The organism is Exiguobacterium sp. s40, from assembly GCF_018617905.1.
Classification (GTDB): Bacteria; Bacillota; Bacilli; order Exiguobacteriales; family Exiguobacteriaceae; genus Exiguobacterium; species Exiguobacterium mexicanum_A.
In genome coordinates this window covers 187391-205744 of record NZ_JACSLC010000004.1, presented here as the reverse complement: position 1 = coordinate 205744, position 18354 = coordinate 187391, and the positions used below count along the sequence as shown (strand labels likewise).

Below are 18354 nucleotides of genomic sequence, written 5' to 3'. Positions count from 1 at the left end.
CGCACCTAGAAATTGGAAGAAACGAACAAAAAAGTTGGAGGTCTGTTTATGAACCATTTATTACTGATCCACACCGGCGGCACAATCGCCATGTCTCAATCGGGGTCGGGACATGTCATGCCGAGCGAAGTCAATCCGATCGACGCGACGTTACCGAAAGCGACCGACATCGCGAATATCACAACGAAACATTTCTCGAACATCCCGTCGCCGCACATGACGCCCGAGAAAATGCTCGAGCTCGCCCAGTTCATCAATCAACAATTGACACAAGACACGTACGATGGGGTCGTCATCACTCACGGGACGGACACACTCGAAGAGACGGCCTACTTCTTACAAATCACGCTTGGTGCACCGGTCCCGATTGTGTTGACCGGAGCGATGCGCTCGTCAAACGAGGTCGGCTCGGACGGCGAATTCAATCTCATCACGGCGCTTCGGGTCGCCCAAAGTGATGTGGCACGCGGCAAAGGCGTGCTCGTCGTCTTCAATGGTGAAATCCACTCCGCCTTCAACGTCACGAAGACGCACACGTCCTCGGTCGACACGTTCAAATCGGTCCACTTCGGCAACGTCGGTATGGTGACGAAAGATCACGTCCTCATTTACAGTCAGCCGACGACAAAACAACCGAAAATGATTCCATCGATCACGAAACGGGTCGCGGTGCTGAAAGTCGTCGCCGGGATGGAGCCGGACCTGCTCGAGGCGGTACTCGCGCTCGGCTATGACGGGCTCGTCCTTGAAGTACTCGGGCAAGGGAATGTCCCACCGTCAATCGTCCCCGCGCTCGAGATGCTCGTCGAGCGGATGCCGGTCGTCATCGTCAGCCGTTGTTTCAACGGAATCGTACAAGACGTGTACGGCTACGTCGGAGGTGGCCAGCAACTGAAAGAGATGGGCATCATCTTCTCGAACGGTCTGAACTCACAAAAGGCGAGACTTCGCCTCCTTGTCGAGCTCGAGGCGGGTTCGTCCCAAGCGGTCATGGAACATAGCTTCAGCTTCCAACAGTGAGTTGGCGGCTTGCCAACCGTTTCGTCCTTCCATACAATGAGGGATGAGGTGATTTCATTGAATAAACATGCTATCGTCGTCGGCGCCGGACCATGTGGGCTGTCGGCTGCGATCGAATTAGAACGGATCGGCATCTCGTGCACGGTCATCGAGCGCGGCAATATCGTCGATGCTATCTATCGGTATCCGACCCATCAAACATTTTTCTCTTCTGCCAGCTTGCTCGAAATCGGGGATATCCCGTTTATCTGTAAAGATTTGAAACCGCGTCGTCAAGACGCGCTCGTCTACTATCGGGAAGTCGTCAGCCGGACCGGTCTCAACGTCCAACCGTTCGAGACGGTCGAAACGGTCACGCGTTCCGAGGACGGGTTCATCGTTCGGTCACGCCATGACCGTGACGGCGTCAAAGAGCGTCAGGCCGATTATGTCATCTTGGCCACCGGGTATTATGGCCGTCCTCGTACGTTGGACGTCCCAGGTGAAGAGTTGCCGCACGTCACGCATTATTTCAAAGAAGCGCATCCGTTTTACCGACAACGCGTGACGGTCATCGGCGGTAAGAACTCCGCGGTCGACGCGGCCATCGAGCTCGAGAAGGCCGGCGCCCACGTCACGGTACTCTATCGCGGGGACGGTTACAGTCCGTCCGTCAAACCGTGGGTCCTGCCGACTTTTGACTCGCTCGTCCGTCATGACAAGGTGCGACTCGAGCTCGAAGCGGAGATCGTTCGAATCGAACCGCATCACGTCGTCTATCGTCAGCACGGTGAAGAACATCGGCTCGAGACCGACCACGTCCTCGCCATGACGGGCTACCTGCCCGACCATGGGCTGTTCGCCGATGCCGGGGTCCAAGTCGATGAGGAGACCGGTGTGCCCTCGTTTGACGAGACGACGTTCGAGACGAACGTCGACGGCTTGTTCATCGCCGGTGTCGTCGCCGCCGGAAATGATGCCAATAAAATCTTTATCGAGAACGGCCGATTCCATGGCCAAGCGATCGCCGAGACGCTTCGGGAGCGCAACGGTGTGACCACGTAATCGACGAAAGAGGGAGAACCTGAAGCCAGGTTCTCCCTCTTTTCGCTGTCTAATTATACCCAACCGCGGAAGCGCGATGCTTCCGCCATCTTGCGTACACCGACCATATAGGCGGCGAGACGCATGTCGACTTTACGGGCCGATGACGTGTTATACACCGTATTGAACGAGTGGACGAGCACTTTCTCAAGCTTCTCTTCCACTTCCTCTTCCGTCCAATAGTATCCTTGATTGTTTTGAACCCATTCGAAATACGAGACGGTTACCCCACCGCTCGAAGCGAGTACATCCGGGACAAGCAGGATGCCGCGCTCTGTCAAGATGCGGGTCGCTTCGTTCGTCGTCGGTCCGTTGGCGGCCTCGACGACGATGGACGCCTTGATGTTGTCGGCGTTGTCTTCGGTGATTTGGTTCTCAATCGCGGCCGGGACCAAGATGTCGCAGTCGAGTTCTAACATTTCTTTGTTCGAGATCGTGTTCTTGAAGAGCGTCGAGATCGTCCCGAACGAATCTCGACGATCGAGAAGATACGGGATATCGAGCCCGTTCTCATCGTGGATCGCACCATATGCATCGCTGACGGCGATCACTTTCGCCCCGGCGTCATGCATGAACTTCGACAAGAAGCTACCAGCATTCCCGAACCCTTGGACGACGACACGCGCCCCTTTCAATTCGATCCCACGGCGCAGCGCCGCTTCCCGGATCATGATGGCGACACCTTTTGCCGTCGCCGTCTCACGTCCATGCGAGCCACCGAGCACGAGCGGTTTACCAGTGATGAAGCCCGGCGAATTGAATTCATCGATGCGGCTATACTCATCCATCATCCACGCCATGATTTGCGAGTTCGTGAACACGTCCGGCGCTGGGATATCTTTCGTCGGTCCGACGATTTGACTGATGGCTCGGACATAACCCCGGCTCAATCGTTCGATTTCACGGAAACTCATCTCACGCGGATCACAGACGATCCCGCCTTTACCGCCACCGTATGGAAGGTCGACAATTCCGGCCTTCAAGCTCATCCAGACCGACAACGCCTTCACTTCGACCTCCGTCACGCTCGGGTGGAAGCGAATCCCACCTTTCGTCGGTCCGACCGCGTCATTATGTTGCGCCCGGTATCCTGTGAAAATCTTTGTCGATCCGTCATCCATACGTACCGGGATGCGGACGGTCAACATCCGAAGTGGCTCTTTCAAGAGCTCATACATCTCTTCTGGATACCCGAGCTTATCAAGCGCCTCGTGTATCACTTCTTGTGTCGATTCAAGGATGTTTTTTCGTTTTTGATGACCTTTTTCTTGATCCGTAATCATGAAGGTTTCCTCCCCTAAATTGTCAATTCTCCCCCAAGAATCAACCTCGTATTCGTTTAAAAGTATAGCTGATACGCGCCCAATTTGAAAGGCTTTTACAAAAATAATGAAAGCGTTTTCTAAAATGAAAAAAGAAGGGGGAATTCCCTTCTTACTTTTCTAGTGCCAGTTCGATGAATCGCTCTAACAGCTCACCGTACGAGATCCCGACGGCCCGGGCGCTGTCCGGGAACAAGCTGAGCGGTGTCATACCCGGAAGCGTGTTCGTCTCTAAAATATAAGCGAGCCCATCTTCAGAGACGAGGAAGTCCGAACGAGAATAACCGCTGCAACCGAGGGCACGGTGCGCTTTGATGGCAGCCGTTTGAACTTCTTCAGTCAACGCGTCCGGCAACTCGGCCGGACAAACGTGAATCGATCCACCTTCTGAATACTTCGACTCATAGTCATAAAATTCATTTTTCGGGATGATCTCGATGACCGGGAGTGCGGCCTCAGTCCCGTGATTCCCAAGGACGGGTACCGTCAACTCACGGCCTTTAATATATTGCTCGACCAAGACAGCCGTATCGCACGCGAACGCTTTATCAATCCCTTCACGGAGCATCGCTTCGTCCATCGCGATCGTCAATCCGTTCGATGACCCTTCTTGGGCCGGCTTGACGACACATGGAAACTCACTGCCCCACTCGACGATTTTTGCGTCGATGTCGTCGCCCGACTCGATGAGGACGTCACGGGCGATGCGAATGCCGGCAGCGGCGAAAATAATTTTCGCACGGGCTTTGTCCATCGCGAGCGCTGATGCCAAAACGCCCGACCCCGTGTACGGCAATCCGGCCATCTCTAAGAGCGACTGAACACGGCCATCTTCGCCGTATTTGCCATGCAGGGCGCTGACGACGACGTCGGCTTGAAGCGTCAACAGCTCATTGGCCCGGTCCGGGTGAAAATCAATCGCCACGACGTCGTGACCCCGTGCTTCAAGCGCTTCAATCATTCCTTTACCACTCGTGAGCGACACTTCCCGCTCACCTGATACACCACCATATAATACCGCGACTTTCATCAAATCTCTCCTTCGGCTAACTTCTCAAAAATTCAAGTTTTATCATACCATGTGTCGGCCGAAAACAATAGAAACAGAACAGTAAAAAAGCCGTACTTACGCGAACGTATCGTACAGCTGTTTCACGGCTTGTTCAGTTTGAATCGTCTTGCCATACTCCATCATGACGTAAGGGCTGACGATCGTCGTGCGGCCGTATTCCGACAAGATGGCGGCCAACCGCTCTTCGACGTCCGGTTTGAGCACTTCGACGAAGTGTAAATAATAGTGTCCGTCATAATGGTAGAGCGCCCCGCCCTGCTCCGTATCCTGCATGTGCGGGAACAAACGGACCGAGGCGTTGATGACGTCCTCGATATCATCAAACTGATAAATCAGATGATGAATCACATCGATCGTCAAACGGATCTCGACTTGTTCTTGATCCGCATCCGGGACGGCTGCCTCGACTTTTTGGACGTCGATGACGAGCCCATCACGGGGAAACATTGTCACGTTCAAGTCGACGGTGCCTTGGGGCATGAAACCGAATTCCGCTTCCGCCGTCTCGAGCAATTCCCGCCACAAGTCTTGACCACTCTCGCCAACGATCGTATCGATGGCAATCCCTCGAATCGAAAGGTCACTCGCCGTCAAATATACCCTTAAATGTTCTTTAGTTTGCTTTTCAAATCTCAAACGAAAACCTCCAAAGATTAATCAATCCTACTTTATAAGCTACTCTCGTTTGTGCAACCTGTCAAATAGTTGACAACCACTCGGTCCATGCTTCGGGCGTATCTCCAAGGAAGGCCGACTCAAACTCGGACGCGTGAAGGCTGACGGCATATCCGCCGGCCCCGATGACGAGATCGGGATGATCCGCTTGGATAAATCGCATCGCTTCTTTCAGGTCCTCGAGATGTTCCGTCAACGTGCAGGAGAAGATCAAGCACTTGGCGTCGATATCGTGCAACGCCTCATTTAAATCCTCTTTCGGGAAGCCCGCACCAAGGAAAATCACGTCGTATCCATATTGACGCAAGTAAAGCGTCACGAACAACAGACCGATCTCGTGCATCTCGCCCGGGGCACACACACAAATGATCCGCGGTAAAAATGGGTTCATCGGCATCTGCAGCGAGAGGGTCGACAATCGGGCCCGCAAAAAAGCGGTCGCAAAATGCTCATGCGCGATCGTGATGTCCCCATTCTCCCAACGCGTCCCGATCTCCGTCAATAACGGACCAATGATATCTTTCGTGACCTTCTCAAAACTGAACGTATTAAAGGCACGATTGATCAAATCGTGCGCCTTGCGTTCGTCAAATGAAAGTAACGCCTCGAGCAACCCGTCCATGAGCTCCTCGTCATAGAGGCGGGCAGGCTTCGGCTTCGGGGCTTCATGAAGTTGTTGAATCGCTTGGGAAACGGTCAAGCCTTCCCGTTGTTTTTCAACGACCCATTTAATCTTTTCGACGTCTTGGTCGGAATACAATCGGTGGCCGGATTCGGTCCGGCTCGGCACGATGAATTGATAGCGGCGTTCCCACGCTCGAATCGTCGTCGGGTTGACCCCGGTGAGCGACGCGACCGTCTTAATGGAGTACTTCGGCACAGCAGCCCCTCCTTTCCTACAAGTTCTTCTTATTTAGTATAGACCCATCTGAAGCGCTTTACCTGTTTTATTGTGCAATTCCTGTGAGAAATTGGTGAGATTGTGCGATTGGTTCGACAAAACAGAGATTGCTCATAAAAAAATACGACGTCCCCGTCGTATTGTCAGAAAAATATTGTATGACGACCTATATATAAAAATACGAGAATAATGGCAAACATCGTCAATGTCAGCATCATAGCGAGCGGCCGTTTCAGCCAATTGTCGTTCAATTTTTCTTTCCGCTCATGCTCTTGTCGTTCAGCGCGAGACGGCAACGTGTCCACCACTTGTTCACGAAGTGAGTCCGCTTGGTTCCGATGTCGCAACGTGTGCCCTCCTTTACCTTTTTTATCATTTTACTATGATATCAATCAAAGGAGAAGATACGAGATAAACGATGTTTCCAATCTGTCACATTTTTAGACACAATTTGAACCGACGGCGGGAACACAATCTCCCCACAGACGTCGCAACAATCGGCTTGTTTGACCGGTTGTTCCGAGAAATAGTTCAACAAGTAATCACGCCGGCACGTTTTGATGAGGGCGTAGTCCATCATCTGTCCGAGCTGGCGATAGCGGGCACGCTTTCTATCTTTTACCCAATCGATCGCCTCAGCAAGCGTCCGCTCGGCGAGCATCTGGTTCAACAATCCCCAAACCGGGTCTTCCTCGTTCAACCGCAAGAGACGCGGCAGTTGGGCCAGACTCGTGCCGTTGTCGCGTTCCAAATACGCGAGACGGATGTCTTTGTCTTTCGGATATTGTTGGTCGATCAAAAACTGTTGAATGCGTTCGTCGCCTTCGGCATAGAGCAAGACGGCAAATGCGGGTTCGCCGTCTCGTCCGGCACGCCCGATTTCTTGCATGTACGCCTCGAGCGTGGCCGGGATTTGATAATGGATGACCGAACGGACGTTGTCTTTATTCACACCCATCCCGAACGCACTCGTACATACCATGATCGCGACTTCATCTCGTAAAAATTGCGATTGCACGAGCCGGCGGTCCTCAGTCGACATGCCACCGTGATAAAACAAGGCGTCGTCAAGATGAAGCGCGAGTGCTTCGGCTTCACGCCGTGTCGCCGTATAGATGACGGCCGGTTTCGGGACGTCATGGACGAGCTCGCTCAACCGCCGCATCTTGTCCTCGGACTCGAGACGTTCGACGATGAGTCGAATCTCAGGCCGGTTTGCCGAATGGACGAACTGCGCCGGCGAGAACAACGCCAACTTCTCGATGATATCCCGTTTCACCGTCTCCGGGGCTGTCGCGGTGACGGCCATGCACTGCGGGCTGCCGAGTTGTTTACGCAACTCGCCTAGACGGGCATACTCGGGTCGAAACTCATGGCCCCACTGCGAAATACAGTGGGCCTCGTCGACGACGAGCATTTGAATCCGCGTCCGAGCGAGCGCCCGCGTCACGTGCGGCACGGCGAGTTGTTCGGGCGATAAATATAAGAAGCGATAACGCTTCAAATGATTCAAGATGTCTTGTTTCTCCTCGAGCGTCTCCATCGATGTCAATCGCGCCACTCCCCGCTCGCCGCGTTCACGGATGTGGAGCATCTGATCTTCGATGAGCGACAAGAGCGGTGACACGATGATGGTCAGCCCGTCATTTTTAAGATAGGACGGGAGTTGGAACGTCAACGACTTGCCCGCTCCGGTCGGCATGATCGCCAACACGTCCTGGCCGTCGGCGACCGCTTCGATCACATCCCGTTGACCGGGACGGAAGCTGTCGTAGCCGAACACCCGCTTCAACGTCTTCTCAAACAAATGTCTCACCTCGTTTCAATCTCGCGAACACCAATCGGATTTGATAGTAACTGATCCCGTCGATTTGTTCAAAAATCGGCTTGAGCGCCCAGCTCGACTCGTCACGCAACTGCTCGACTTGCTTGATTTGCTCGAGCGGAACAAATTGGTCGAGCGGGAACTCGTCTAAATACATCGCCATCTCGACGACGTGGTCTTCAATCGTACTCGTGCGCAACCGTCGCTGGGACTGGACTTGTTGGAACGTTCGACCAGCCGAAAACTGCTCATACGACTCGCGCGCCGACAACGTCATCCGCTCGCTCGACAACCCGTGCGCGAAGCCGAGCAACTTGGCATCCCTTGGCAATTTCCACAACAGGGCGTTCCAGCCGGCCAAGAAATAGAGCCGCGCCGTGCGCGCATCGACATCGATAAGTGAGGCGATTTGTTCATACGTGTATCCTGTCTCGAACGCACCGGTGAACCGATAGACGACGGCAGTCGCATACGGGTCCCCCACTTCTTCAAGGGCCGTTTCAAGCTCCTGGTGAAAGCTGTGGATCAGCGGTTGCCACTCCCGCTCGGTCCGGACGATCTGTTTGACCCAGCGTTCGGCCAGTCGATCGGCCTGCACCGGATAGAACGTCCGCTCATGCTCGAGCGACATGAACGTCTGGACGAACAAACTGAGCCGCTTCCACGTCATCGTCGTATAGTCCCGATACTCACCGCCGAGACGGTCGAACAGCTCACTGACCGCCTCCGGCGAAGCGAGCATCTTGCCGGCCTCGGTCAACGTGAAGCTCGAACGGTTGAGCCAGCCTCGCTTCTCGAACGAGGCGAGCAGTTTCTCATAGTCGTACTTCGTATAGGGGAACAATCCGAAAATTGGTTCCAAGTCATAAAAAAAGGCATCTTGCAGTGTCGTCGCCGAACGTTTGCCGTTCAACACATGAAACAAACTGCGCTCGCTGCGCTCCCCTTTCAAGCGCTCAATCGAAAGCAACAACACCCCGTCCGCTAAATGAACCATCGTTCCACCTCCTCGGTCAAAATTATGCTTCCAAAACGTTATTCGTTTCCTCATTGAAATATTTGGGTATGTAGACTACAATTACTCATAGTCAGTAGAAAATCATTTCTATGCAGAGAGACGAAACGTATGGAGGGTTACAAATGGCAAAATTTACGATTGTTGATAAAGATACATGTATTGCATGTGGGGCCTGCGGAGCAGCCGCCCCAGACATCTTCGACTATGACGACGAAGGCCTCGCGTTCAACTTGATGGACGACAACACGGGCACGATCGAAGTCCCGGACGAATTGTATGAGGACTTGATGGACGCGTTCGAAGGATGCCCGACCGACTCAATTAAAGTCGCGGACGAATCGTTCGACGGCGACGCACTCAAGTACGAATAAGAGAGACATGTGTGCCTGAAGGGCGCACATGTCTTTTTTTATCGCGTCGCTTTCCGGAAACCCGCTTCACGCGCCTCTTCCTCTGTACAGAACATCTCTTCTGGGATCGTTCGCTCATAGCTCGCCCCGCCCGGAACGTGATAAATCTTCTCTCCGTCCCGATTGATATTCCCTTTAATGTCACATCCATCCGTGTCTCGTTTCGGCTGGGCCGGCTCGGTCGCCTCATGGTCGAAGCCGTTGCCGGTCACGTAGTCCTCAAGACTCCAAATCCCGAGCAATTCCTGACGCGCGGCCCGCTCGACCTCCCGAAACGCATCGACGTGTTGCGTGTTCGGCGCGTACACATAGGCGACACGCGCCAACCCGCGGCGCAACAATTCCTCGTTCAACATCGCTTCGTCATACCAGACGTAGGCGAGTGTCCGTTGATAGCGATCGTAGCGCCCGACGTCATATTCGAGCGTGATCGTATCTCCTTCTGGCAGCCAACGCTCGACGAATGATTTCGCATCCTCCCCGAACGGTTGGACCGGCAGCGTCGGATGGCTCGTCTCTGGCGTATCGACGAGCAAGAGACGAATCGATTCGGTCGCCCCGTTCTCAAACTCGACTTTGAGCGTATCTCCATCGATGACGCGGTCGAGCGTGACCGTCTCGGTCTTGCCGAGCGGCCGTGCGACTTGTTGCGCGACCGACGCCGACGGAAAATCGGACTCGAGTTCGACGAGCGATTCTGGCGGGTCGATTTGTTCGGCGAACCAGTCATCGACGGAGCAGCCCGCGAGCGAAACGCTCAGCACGACGGCGATCAGCAGTTGCCACCATTTTTTCAATTATCTCACCTCTACACCAGTATAACAAAAAAGGTTGTTTGACTTAAGCGTCAAACAACCTGGATGAAATGGACATTTGTCCTTTTGATGATTAGCGTTTCCCTTTAATATATGGGATACCGACCGATTTCGGTGCATCCGCACGTCCGACGACACCTGCGAGGGCAAGGATCGTGAGCGCATACGGCGCAATCAAGAGCAACACTTGCGGCACATTGCTGATGACCGGCAAGTTGCTACCGATGATCGACAACGCTTGGGCGAATCCGAAGAACAGACCGGCACCGAGCGCGCCGAGCGGATTCCACTTCCCGAAAATCATGGCGGCGATGGCCAAGAAACCTTGACCGACGATCGTCGTCCCGCTGAAGTTTGTCGTGACGGTGACAGCGTACACTGCACCAGCGAGTCCGCCGAACGCTCCTGAGAGCATGACGCCCATGAAGCGCATTTTCGTGACGTTGATCCCCATCGTGTCAGCCGCCATCGGGTGTTCCCCGACCGAACGGAGACGAAGACCGAACGGTGTCTTGAAGATGACGAACCAGACGACGAACGCGAGAATGATCGCGATGAACGACGTGTACTGCACGTTGATGAAGAACATGCGAAGCACCGGGATATCCGATAGAATCGGAACGTTCTCTTTGGCAATCCGAAACTCGATGAAGTCGGTCTGCCCTTTGTTGTAAAGCACACGGACGACGAAGATGGCGAGTCCGATCGCGAGCATGTTGATCGCGACCCCGAGTACCGTCTGGTCAGCCCGCCAAAGGATGGCCGGCACCGCCAAGAAGAGCGAGAAGAGCGCACCGACGACCATAGCGACCAAAAGTGAGATCCATGGACTGAGACCGCCCAGCCCCATATCTGTCAACGTGAGCGTCGTGATAATTCCTGTCGCAGCACCGATGACCATGATGCCTTCTAAGGCGATGTTGACGACACCCGAACGTTCACTGAAGATGCCGCCGAGTGCCGCGATGATGAGTGGAGTCGCATAGGCTAAGGCAACCGGCACGACGATGTAGAGGACTTCTAAGAAGCTCATTTTTTCTCCACTCCTTTCTTACGATTTCCTTTGAATTTGTCAATCACGTAGTTAAAGGCGTAACCTGAAGCCACGAAGATGACAATCGCGGCGATGATGACTTTGACGAGCTCAGATGGGATGTTCGCACCGAGCTGCATCGCGAGTCCGCCGATATTGAGTCCAGCGAACAAGATAGCTGCCAAGACGACACCGACGGCCGTGTTCGCACCGAGGAGCGCGACGGCGATTCCGTCGAAACCGACTCCGGTGAACGAGGCGCTGAGCGTCATTCCATTGAACGTACCGAGACCTTCCATCGCCCCTGCGAGTCCTGCGAACATACCCGAGATGACGAATGAGAGAATGATGTTCCGGTTGACGCTCATTCCTGCGTACTGTGATGCGTGTTTGTTGAAACCGACGGCACGAAGCTCATAACCGAGCGTCGTCCGTTGCAAGATGTAGTAATAGACGATCGCTGCGAGCACGGCGATGAGGACACCCCAATGCAAGCGCGAGAACGTCGTCAATTCTTGAAGCATCGGTGACGCGAGCGACGCAGAATCTTTAATGGATTCGGTACGTTCGTTCGTTACCCCGATCACGCTACGCAAAATCGCGTTCGTCGTGTACAAGGCGATATAGTTCATCATGATTGATGTAATAACTTCATGGACATGGAACTTGGCTTTCAAGAAACCAGGCACGAACGCCCAAAGTGCAGCCGCGAACATAGCCGCGAGAAGTGCGAGCGGAAGGTGGATGAACATCGGCAAATCAAAGTTGATTCCGACGTAAACAGCCGCCACCCAACCGATTAACACTTGACCTTCGACCCCGATATTGAAGAGGCCGGTCCGGAACGCGAACGCGACGGCCAAACCTGAGAAGATGAGCGGCGCTGCGGCGCGAAGCGTCTCACCGATTGCGTACGGGCTGCCGACCATGCCTTCAAACAGTGACGAGAACCCTCGAATCGGGTCATAGCCACCGATGAGCATGACGATCGCCCCGACGAGAAGTCCCATCAAGATCGACAAGAGCGGGATGAGCAGTCGATTAAATCCTAGTTTATTCATACTGTTTCTTCTCCTCTCTTACCGCCGGCCATCAAGAAGCCGAGTTCTTGCTCCGTCGTCTCTTTCGGATCACGGATTCCGACAATCTTCCCTTCATACAAAACGGCGATTCGGTCCGCGACGTGTAAAATCTCTTCGAGCTCGAACGAGATCAACAAGACGGCGCGTCCTTTTTCACGCTCTTTGATGAGCTGTTCATGAATGAATTCGATTGCCCCGACGTCAAGACCTCGCGTCGGTTGCGCCGCGATCAACAAGTCAGGTGACCGGTCGACTTCACGGGCGATGATGGCTTTCTGTTGGTTACCACCCGACAAGGCACGGGCAGGTACATCGACCGATGGAGTTCGGACGTCAAACTTCTCAATCAACGCTTTCGCTTTCTCAGCCACGGCTTTATAGTTCATCAAACCGCGCTTCGAGAACGGCTCTTTATAATACGTTTGGAGCACCATGTTGTCGCGAATCGTATAATCGAGGACGAGGCCATGTTTATGCCGGTCTTGCGGGATGTGGCCGACACCAGACTCCGTCACTTTGCGCGGCGTGAACCCGGTCACGTCTTTCCCGTTCAACATCACTTTTCCAGACTCGGGTTTCTTCAAGCCCGAGATGGCTTCAATCAATTCGGTTTGTCCGTTCCCGTCAATCCCGGCAATCCCGAGGATTTCCCCTGAACGAATCTGTAAATCCAAGCCGTCGACGGCTTTGAGCCCGCGACTGTCTTTGACGACAAGTTTTTGGACGTCGAGGACGACTTGCTGTGGATCTGCCTTGGAATATTCCGCATCAAAGTTAACTTCACGCCCGACCATCATTTCTGCCAAACGATCTTCGTTGACCGTCTCATCGATATCAATCGTACCGATATAACGTCCACGACGGATGACCGTACAGCGATCGGCGACTTGCATGATCTCTTTCAGCTTATGCGTGATCAAAACGATCGATTTACCTTCTTCAATCAGACGCTTCATGATTTGAATGAGTTCTTGAATCTCTTGCGGCGTCAGTACAGCGGTTGGCTCATCGAAAATCAAGATTTCGGCCCCACGATAGAGCGTCTTCAAAATTTCGACCCGTTGTTGCATCCCGACCGAGATATCCTCGATTTTCGCATCCGGATCGATCCGAAGACCATACTGTTCCGAGATGTCCATGACTTTTTTACGCGCCGTCGCCCGGTCGACCGTCAGTCCACTCTTCGGCTCTGAGCCGAGGATGATGTTCTCGGTCACCGTGAACTTCTCAACGAGCATGAAGTGTTGGTGTACCATACCGATCCCAAGGTCGTTGGCGATGTTCGGATTCTCAATGTTCACTTTCTCCCCGCGCACGCGGATCTCCCCGCCTTCCGGCTGATAAAGACCGAACAGGACGTTCATGAGCGTCGATTTTCCGGCCCCGTTCTCGCCGAGCAACGCATGAATCTCTCCTTTGCGCAATTGGAGGGTGATATTGTCGTTGGCAACGAACGTTCCGAACTCTTTGCGAATATTGAGCATTTCAATTACATATTCCAAGAAAGTCCACCCCTAACTTTAAGTAAAGGGAGACCGCATGGGTCCCCCCTAACTCAATGAATTATTTTACTGTTTTCATGAACTCTTCGAACTCAGCGTCAGTTGCTGGAGCCGTGATGTCTCCGTCGATCAACTGTGTGCGGTACTCTTCAACTTTTGCGAGGACGTCAGCTGAAACGTTCTCATCAGATGTTTCAGCAATCCCTACACCATCGTCTTTCAAAGAGAACTCAACGATTTCGCCTGCTGGGAACTTATCTTCCATCGCAAGTTTCGATACTTCGTAAGTAGCCGTGTCAACACGTTTGACCATTGAAGTAAGCGTTACGTTTTCTGGAAGACCTTCTTCGTATTGGTCACGGTCAACACCGATGACCCATACATCTTCGCCGTTCTTCTTACGGTTTTTCGCTTCTGTGAATACCCCAACCCCAGTACCGCCTGCTGCGTGGTACACGATATCAGAGCCTGCTCCGTACATACCTGAAGCGATTGCTGTACCTTTTTCAGCTGAGTTGAAGTCTTCAGCGTACTTCACGTCGATTGTCGCATCCGGGTTAACGGCCATGACGCCAGCTTTATAACCGTTCTCGAACTTCTTGATCAAGTCAGACTCAACGCCGCCGACGAATCCAACTTTGTCAGTTTTCGTAGTGAGACCAGCGACAACACCGACGAGGAATGAACCTTCTTGCTCTTTGAACGTGATCGATGCGACGTTCGGTGCATCAACGACCATGTCGACGATCGCGAAGTTGTTGTCTGGGAACTGCTCAGCAACTTTTTGGATGTCTTCGCCCATCAAGAAGCCGATTCCGTAAATCAAGTTGAAGTTATCGCGTGCCAATTGTTGCAAGTTTGGCTGGTAGTCGGCTTGCTTCGATGATTGAAGATATTTGAATCCTTCGTTCTCAGTCAAGTTGTTGTCTTCCCCGAACTTCGTGAGACCTTCCCAAGCTGATTGGTTGAACGACTTATCATCGACACCGCCAGTATCGGTTACCATTGCTACTTTGAAGTCACTGCCTTCGCCGCCGCCTTCGCCGTTTGAAGCACCTTCATTGTCATCCCCGCCACATGCTGCGAGTACTGTCGAGAGTGTGAGACCTGCTGCTAAAGCTGAGAGAATTGTTTTTTTCTTGTTCATCGTCGTGTTTCCCCTTTCGGATCATAACAATTAAGGTTGTCATGTCATCAGTAGTCTTTACACCGGTATAAGAAAGCGATTTCACGCTGTTCCCCAAAAATAACCGTTTCCGGATAAAACGAACGTGCTTAAACGCGTTTGCGGACGACGTGGAAGTCGAAGCGGTCCGCTCGGAAAAAGTTTGCCGAATCGAGCAGCGGTAAGTCGCTCTCATCGTAATGCAATTGTTTCAATGCCAGTAACGGTTGGTCCGTTTGAAGTTGCGTCGAAATTTCAGCGTTCACACTCGGTTCGATGTGCGTGATCGCATATGCGACCCGACGTCCTACCTCTTTTTCGAGCGCATCAAACAATGACTTTCCTTCCGTCAACGCCTTCGGATTCGAGACGAGATGGGCTGGGATTTTATCGACACAGTAGACGACTGGTGTCTCATCCGCATATCGAATCCGGACAATCCGATAAATCGGTGAGTTCGGTTCGATTTTTAAACGCTCGGCTTCTCTCTCGGTCGCTAGAACCTTTTCGGCCACCAACACTTTCGTTCCTGGTGTCATTTTGGCGCGCATGATCATGTCCGTGACGCTGAACAGCTCTTCAATCCCTGAAGTAAACGGGGGTTTTGAACTGATGAATGTCCCGACGCCATGTTTCCGCACGACAAATTTCTCGTCTTCGAGAATACGAAGTGCTTCCCGGAGTGTCGCTCGACTGACTCCTAGTTGCTTCGATAACTCGAATTCTGAAGGAAGTTTCTCTCCTTCACGATAGACACCATCGTCGATATCTTGCTTGATTTTCTCAATCACGCGAAGATAGAGCAAGCGATGATCGAGCTTGATCGACATGGGCCTCACCACCTTTACCTATTTCTTACCAGTGCTCAGACATCTGACGTATGAATGTCCTTGCCAATATTAAGTATAGGGATTCGAGAAATAGAACGCAATACTTTTTGTTCGGAATCAGGGAAATATTTTAAAGTGAAGGGATTATGTACACTTCATAGTCTATATTACCTGTTCTGGCAGGCTTTGAAAAGAAATCGTAAAATGAAAACGGTATTAAAAAATGAAAGCGGTTCAACATTTTTAGTAGTATGTCCTAATGAATCAAATAGGTCAGATGTGCTATATTAGTTCGTCCCAACATGACGTCGACCCCGATCGTCACGTTTGAACCGGATTATCTAAAATTAGATAAAAAACGAACGATTAGGATTTGTTATACCTAATCGTTCGTTTTATTTTTTAACCCTCGGGTTGGTTGATGAGCACTTTCCGCGGCTTCGAGCCTTCTGACGGCCCGACATATCCGGCTTGTTCGAGTGAATCGATCAAGCGGGCTGCCCGGTTATAACCGATGCGGAATCTTCGTTGAATCATCGAAGTGGACGCCGTCTCTTGCGTCAAGATGAATTGAACGACTTCTTCGAACAATGAATCGTCCGAATCAATGGTCGTGACCTCTTCTTCTTTCGGCATCATCGCCTCGACGTATTGGGCCCGTTGCTGGGCGATGACATGATTGACGACCGTTTCGACTTCTTGGTCCGACACGAACGCACCTTGCACACGAATCGGTTTGTTCATCCCGTTGGCGAGCATGAGCATGTCACCCCGGCCGAGCAACTTCTCAGCACCTCCCCCGTCAAGGATCGTCCGTGAATCCGTTTGCGACGAGACGGCGAACGCGATGCGGGACGGGATGTTCGCTTTGATGACGCCGGTGATGACGTCGACAGACGGACGCTGGGTGGCGAGCACCATGTGGATGCCGGCCGCCCGTGCCATCTGTGCAAGACGCATGATCGCGTCCTCGACGTCGTTCGAGGCGACCATCATCAAATCGGCGAGCTCATCGACGATGACGACGATGAACGGCAGACGTTTGGCGTCTTCATCGTCCGATTTATCGACGAGTTCGTTATACCCTTCGATGTTCCGCACACCATAACGGCTGAACAACTCATAGCGTCGTTCCATCTCGGCGACAACTTGTTTGAGTGCTTGGGCGGCTTTCTTCGGATCAGTCACGACCGGCGTCAGCAAGTGCGGGACGCCGTTATAGACGTTCAACTCGACCATTTTCGGATCGATCATCATGAGCCGGACTTCATCAGGACGAGTCCGCATCAAGAGCGACACGATCATGCCGTTGATACAGACCGATTTCCCGGAACCGGTCGAACCAGCGACGAGCAAGTGCGGCATCTTGTTCAAGGCGATCGTCACCGTCTCGCCACTGATGCTGCGCCCAAGGGCGACGAGGAGTGGCGACTGCTCCCGCTTGACCGGATCGGCCTCGAGCACTTCACGGAGACAGACCGGGGCCACTTCCTGGTTCGGCACTTCAATTCCGATGGCGGCCTTTCCTGGGATCGGCGCCTCGATCCGGATGTCTTTGGCGGCAAGCGCAAGGGCAAGGTCATCGCTGAGCGAGGTGATGCGGCTCACTTTGACCCCGATATCCGGTTGCAGTTCATATTTCGTCACGGTCGGACCAAGATGAATCTTTAACACCTTCACACCGACGCCGAACGATTTGAGCGTCTGGACGAGTTTTGTCGCATTTGCTTTCAAACGGGCGTTCTCGCCGGACAGGTCGGTCACGACCGGTTCGCTGAGGATGGTGAACGTCGGCAATTCATACGTGTCCGACACGTCTTGTGACGCCGTCATCATCATGTCCTCGGTCGGTAGCTCCGTCACTTCTTCCGTCGAGGCCACTTCTTCCGTTTTCGGACGTTTCTCGGCGACGACTTTCTCGCTGAACCCGACAATCGGGATGTCATGCATCGTCACCGCGTCTGCTTCAGGCTCGGCTTCGACCGGCTTCGATTCAACCTTTGCCGGTGCCGAAACCGCCTTCTTCCGATTGGACACCGGAGCCGGTTCGACCCGCTCCCGGTCGCGCCACTCTTGTTTGATGGCCGTACCGGTCTCGAGCAGACGCGACCCGATCGTCCGCCAAATCGTCGGCGATAAGAGCGAGATCCCGATGATCATGCATAACACGCCTAAAAAGATGATCCCAAAGTCGGAGAGCAAGTATTGGTTGAGCTGATACAGCGCCCCGTTGATCGTCCCTCGTTCCGCTCCCCATACCAAATCTCCGAACATGAGAAACGAGACGAACAGGAACAGGATGCCCGTCCGTTGCATCGGACGAAATTCGTTTAAAAAGACGAGCAACGTGAATGCGATTGCCAAATACGTGAGTGCCCCCCAGCCTCCGAATAACGTCGTCGCGAGGAGTGACGTCTGATTCCCGACCCAACCGAAGTCGAACAAGGAGAAGATGAACGCCGTGATCGACGTGACGAACATGACCCAGCCATATGTACGTAGTGGGATTGGCTGTTTTTTCGCACGCCTTGTCGTCGGTCGCTTCCGCTTCACCGGAGTTTTTCTCGATTTTTGTGCCACCTTAGATTCCTCCTAAAAAAA

General features: G+C 53.0%; 17 protein-coding genes. 3 read left to right on the top strand and 14 right to left on the bottom strand.

Annotation, left to right across the window (positions count from 1 at the left end; genetic code table 11):
• The first annotated feature begins 48 nt into the window (after positions 1 to 48).
• Both KNP02_RS05640 and KNP02_RS05635 read left to right on the top strand, forming a co-directional pair.
• Positions 49 to 1020: an asparaginase gene (locus KNP02_RS05640; protein ID WP_034777308.1), complete on the top strand. Its 972-nt coding sequence runs from the start codon at positions 49 to 51 to the stop codon at positions 1018 to 1020.
• Between the two features lie 36 nt (positions 1021 to 1056).
• On the top strand, positions 1057 to 2064 hold the full coding sequence (locus KNP02_RS05635; RefSeq protein WP_214707497.1) for a YpdA family putative bacillithiol disulfide reductase: 1008 nt from the start codon (positions 1057 to 1059) through the stop codon (positions 2062 to 2064).
• 53 nt (positions 2065 to 2117) lie between these two features.
• Here the strand turns inward: KNP02_RS05635 and KNP02_RS05630 are convergent, their stop codons facing one another.
• From KNP02_RS05630 to KNP02_RS05600, 7 genes are all read right to left on the bottom strand, one after another.
• Complete coding sequence (locus KNP02_RS05630) at positions 2118 to 3386, bottom strand: Glu/Leu/Phe/Val family dehydrogenase (protein ID WP_021067184.1); 1269 nt, start codon at positions 3384 to 3386, stop codon at positions 2118 to 2120.
• Positions 3387 to 3537: 151 nt separating this feature from the next.
• Complete coding sequence (locus KNP02_RS05625; protein WP_214707495.1) at positions 3538 to 4455, bottom strand: D-alanine--D-alanine ligase; 918 nt, start codon at positions 4453 to 4455, stop codon at positions 3538 to 3540.
• Positions 4456 to 4551: 96 nt separating this feature from the next.
• Positions 4552 to 5133, bottom strand: a complete 582-nt coding sequence (locus KNP02_RS05620) for an adaptor protein MecA (RefSeq protein WP_214707493.1) — start codon at positions 5131 to 5133, stop codon at positions 4552 to 4554.
• Positions 5134 to 5194: 61 nt separating this feature from the next.
• Positions 5195 to 6052 (bottom strand): MerR family transcriptional regulator, encoded by an 858-nt coding sequence (locus KNP02_RS15075; protein ID WP_214707491.1) that lies wholly within the window; start codon positions 6050 to 6052, stop codon positions 5195 to 5197.
• 164 nt (positions 6053 to 6216) lie between these two features.
• Positions 6217 to 6420: a hypothetical protein gene (locus KNP02_RS05610; protein ID WP_034777302.1), complete on the bottom strand. Its 204-nt coding sequence runs from the start codon at positions 6418 to 6420 to the stop codon at positions 6217 to 6219.
• Positions 6421 to 6461: 41 nt separating this feature from the next.
• Positions 6462 to 7889, bottom strand: coding sequence for a RecQ family ATP-dependent DNA helicase (locus KNP02_RS05605; protein ID WP_084592791.1), 1428 nt, complete (start codon positions 7887 to 7889; stop codon positions 6462 to 6464).
• Positions 7873 to 8895 carry a YpbB family protein gene (locus tag KNP02_RS05600; protein ID WP_251129137.1) on the bottom strand — a complete coding sequence of 341 codons (1023 nt, stop codon included), beginning with the start codon at positions 8893 to 8895 and terminating at the stop codon, positions 7873 to 7875. The genes KNP02_RS05605 and KNP02_RS05600 overlap by 17 nt, the downstream gene beginning before the upstream one ends.
• Before the next feature lie 143 nt (positions 8896 to 9038).
• Between KNP02_RS05600 and KNP02_RS05595 the strand changes: the two genes are divergently transcribed.
• Entirely contained in the window at positions 9039 to 9287 is a 249-nt protein-coding gene (locus KNP02_RS05595; RefSeq protein WP_021067177.1) for a ferredoxin, read from the top strand.
• 38 nt (positions 9288 to 9325) lie between these two features.
• Here the strand turns inward: KNP02_RS05595 and KNP02_RS05590 are convergent, their stop codons facing one another.
• The 7 genes from KNP02_RS05590 to KNP02_RS05560 all read right to left on the bottom strand — a co-directional run bounded on the left by KNP02_RS05590 (position 9326) and on the right by KNP02_RS05560 (position 18333).
• Positions 9326 to 10123 carry a thermonuclease family protein gene (locus KNP02_RS05590; protein ID WP_214707489.1) on the bottom strand — a complete coding sequence of 266 codons (798 nt, stop codon included), beginning with the start codon at positions 10121 to 10123 and terminating at the stop codon, positions 9326 to 9328.
• Between the two features lie 91 nt (positions 10124 to 10214).
• Positions 10215 to 11174, bottom strand: a complete 960-nt coding sequence (locus tag KNP02_RS05585; protein WP_034777299.1) for an ABC transporter permease — start codon at positions 11172 to 11174, stop codon at positions 10215 to 10217.
• A complete protein-coding gene (locus KNP02_RS05580; protein ID WP_034777298.1) occupies positions 11171 to 12235 on the bottom strand; it encodes an ABC transporter permease in 1065 nt (354 codons plus the stop codon). The genes KNP02_RS05585 and KNP02_RS05580 overlap by 4 nt, the downstream gene beginning before the upstream one ends.
• Positions 12232 to 13758, bottom strand: coding sequence for an ABC transporter ATP-binding protein (locus tag KNP02_RS05575; protein ID WP_034777297.1), 1527 nt, complete (start codon positions 13756 to 13758; stop codon positions 12232 to 12234). Before KNP02_RS05575 ends, KNP02_RS05580 begins: the two co-directional genes overlap by 4 nt.
• A 61-nt stretch (positions 13759 to 13819) precedes the next feature.
• Positions 13820 to 14905, bottom strand: coding sequence for a BMP family lipoprotein (locus KNP02_RS05570; RefSeq protein ID WP_034777296.1), 1086 nt, complete (start codon positions 14903 to 14905; stop codon positions 13820 to 13822).
• Positions 14906 to 15033: 128 nt separating this feature from the next.
• Entirely contained in the window at positions 15034 to 15753 is a 720-nt protein-coding gene (locus KNP02_RS05565) for a GntR family transcriptional regulator (protein WP_034777294.1), read from the bottom strand.
• Between the two features lie 402 nt (positions 15754 to 16155).
• On the bottom strand, positions 16156 to 18333 hold the full coding sequence (locus KNP02_RS05560) for a DNA translocase FtsK (RefSeq protein ID WP_214707487.1): 2178 nt from the start codon (positions 18331 to 18333) through the stop codon (positions 16156 to 16158).
• Positions 18334 to 18354 lie beyond the last annotated feature (21 nt).

Excerpts from the sequence above, each read along its gene's own strand:
- KNP02_RS05580 (WP_034777298.1), bottom strand. The coding sequence starts at position 12,235 with ATGAATAAACTAGGATTTAATCGACTGCTCATCCCGCTCTTGTCGATC.
- KNP02_RS05595 (WP_021067177.1), top strand. The coding sequence starts at position 9,039 with ATGGCAAAATTTACGATTGTTGATAAAGATACATGTATTGCATGTGGG.
- KNP02_RS05640 (WP_034777308.1), top strand. The coding sequence starts at position 49 with ATGAACCATTTATTACTGATCCACACCGGCGGCACAATCGCCATGTCT.
- KNP02_RS05625 (WP_214707495.1), bottom strand. The coding sequence starts at position 4,455 with ATGAAAGTCGCGGTATTATATGGTGGTGTATCAGGTGAGCGGGAAGTG.
- KNP02_RS05600 (WP_251129137.1), bottom strand. The coding sequence starts at position 8,895 with ATGGTTCATTTAGCGGACGGGGTGTTGTTGCTTTCGATTGAGCGCTTG.
- KNP02_RS05565 (WP_034777294.1), bottom strand. The coding sequence starts at position 15,753 with ATGTCGATCAAGCTCGATCATCGCTTGCTCTATCTTCGCGTGATTGAG.
- KNP02_RS05585 (WP_034777299.1), bottom strand. The coding sequence starts at position 11,174 with ATGAGCTTCTTAGAAGTCCTCTACATCGTCGTGCCGGTTGCCTTAGCC.
- KNP02_RS05570 (WP_034777296.1), bottom strand. The coding sequence starts at position 14,905 with ATGAACAAGAAAAAAACAATTCTCTCAGCTTTAGCAGCAGGTCTCACA.
- KNP02_RS05630 (WP_021067184.1), bottom strand. The coding sequence starts at position 3,386 with ATGATTACGGATCAAGAAAAAGGTCATCAAAAACGAAAAAACATCCTT.
- KNP02_RS05635 (WP_214707497.1), top strand. The coding sequence starts at position 1,057 with ATGAGGGATGAGGTGATTTCATTGAATAAACATGCTATCGTCGTCGGC.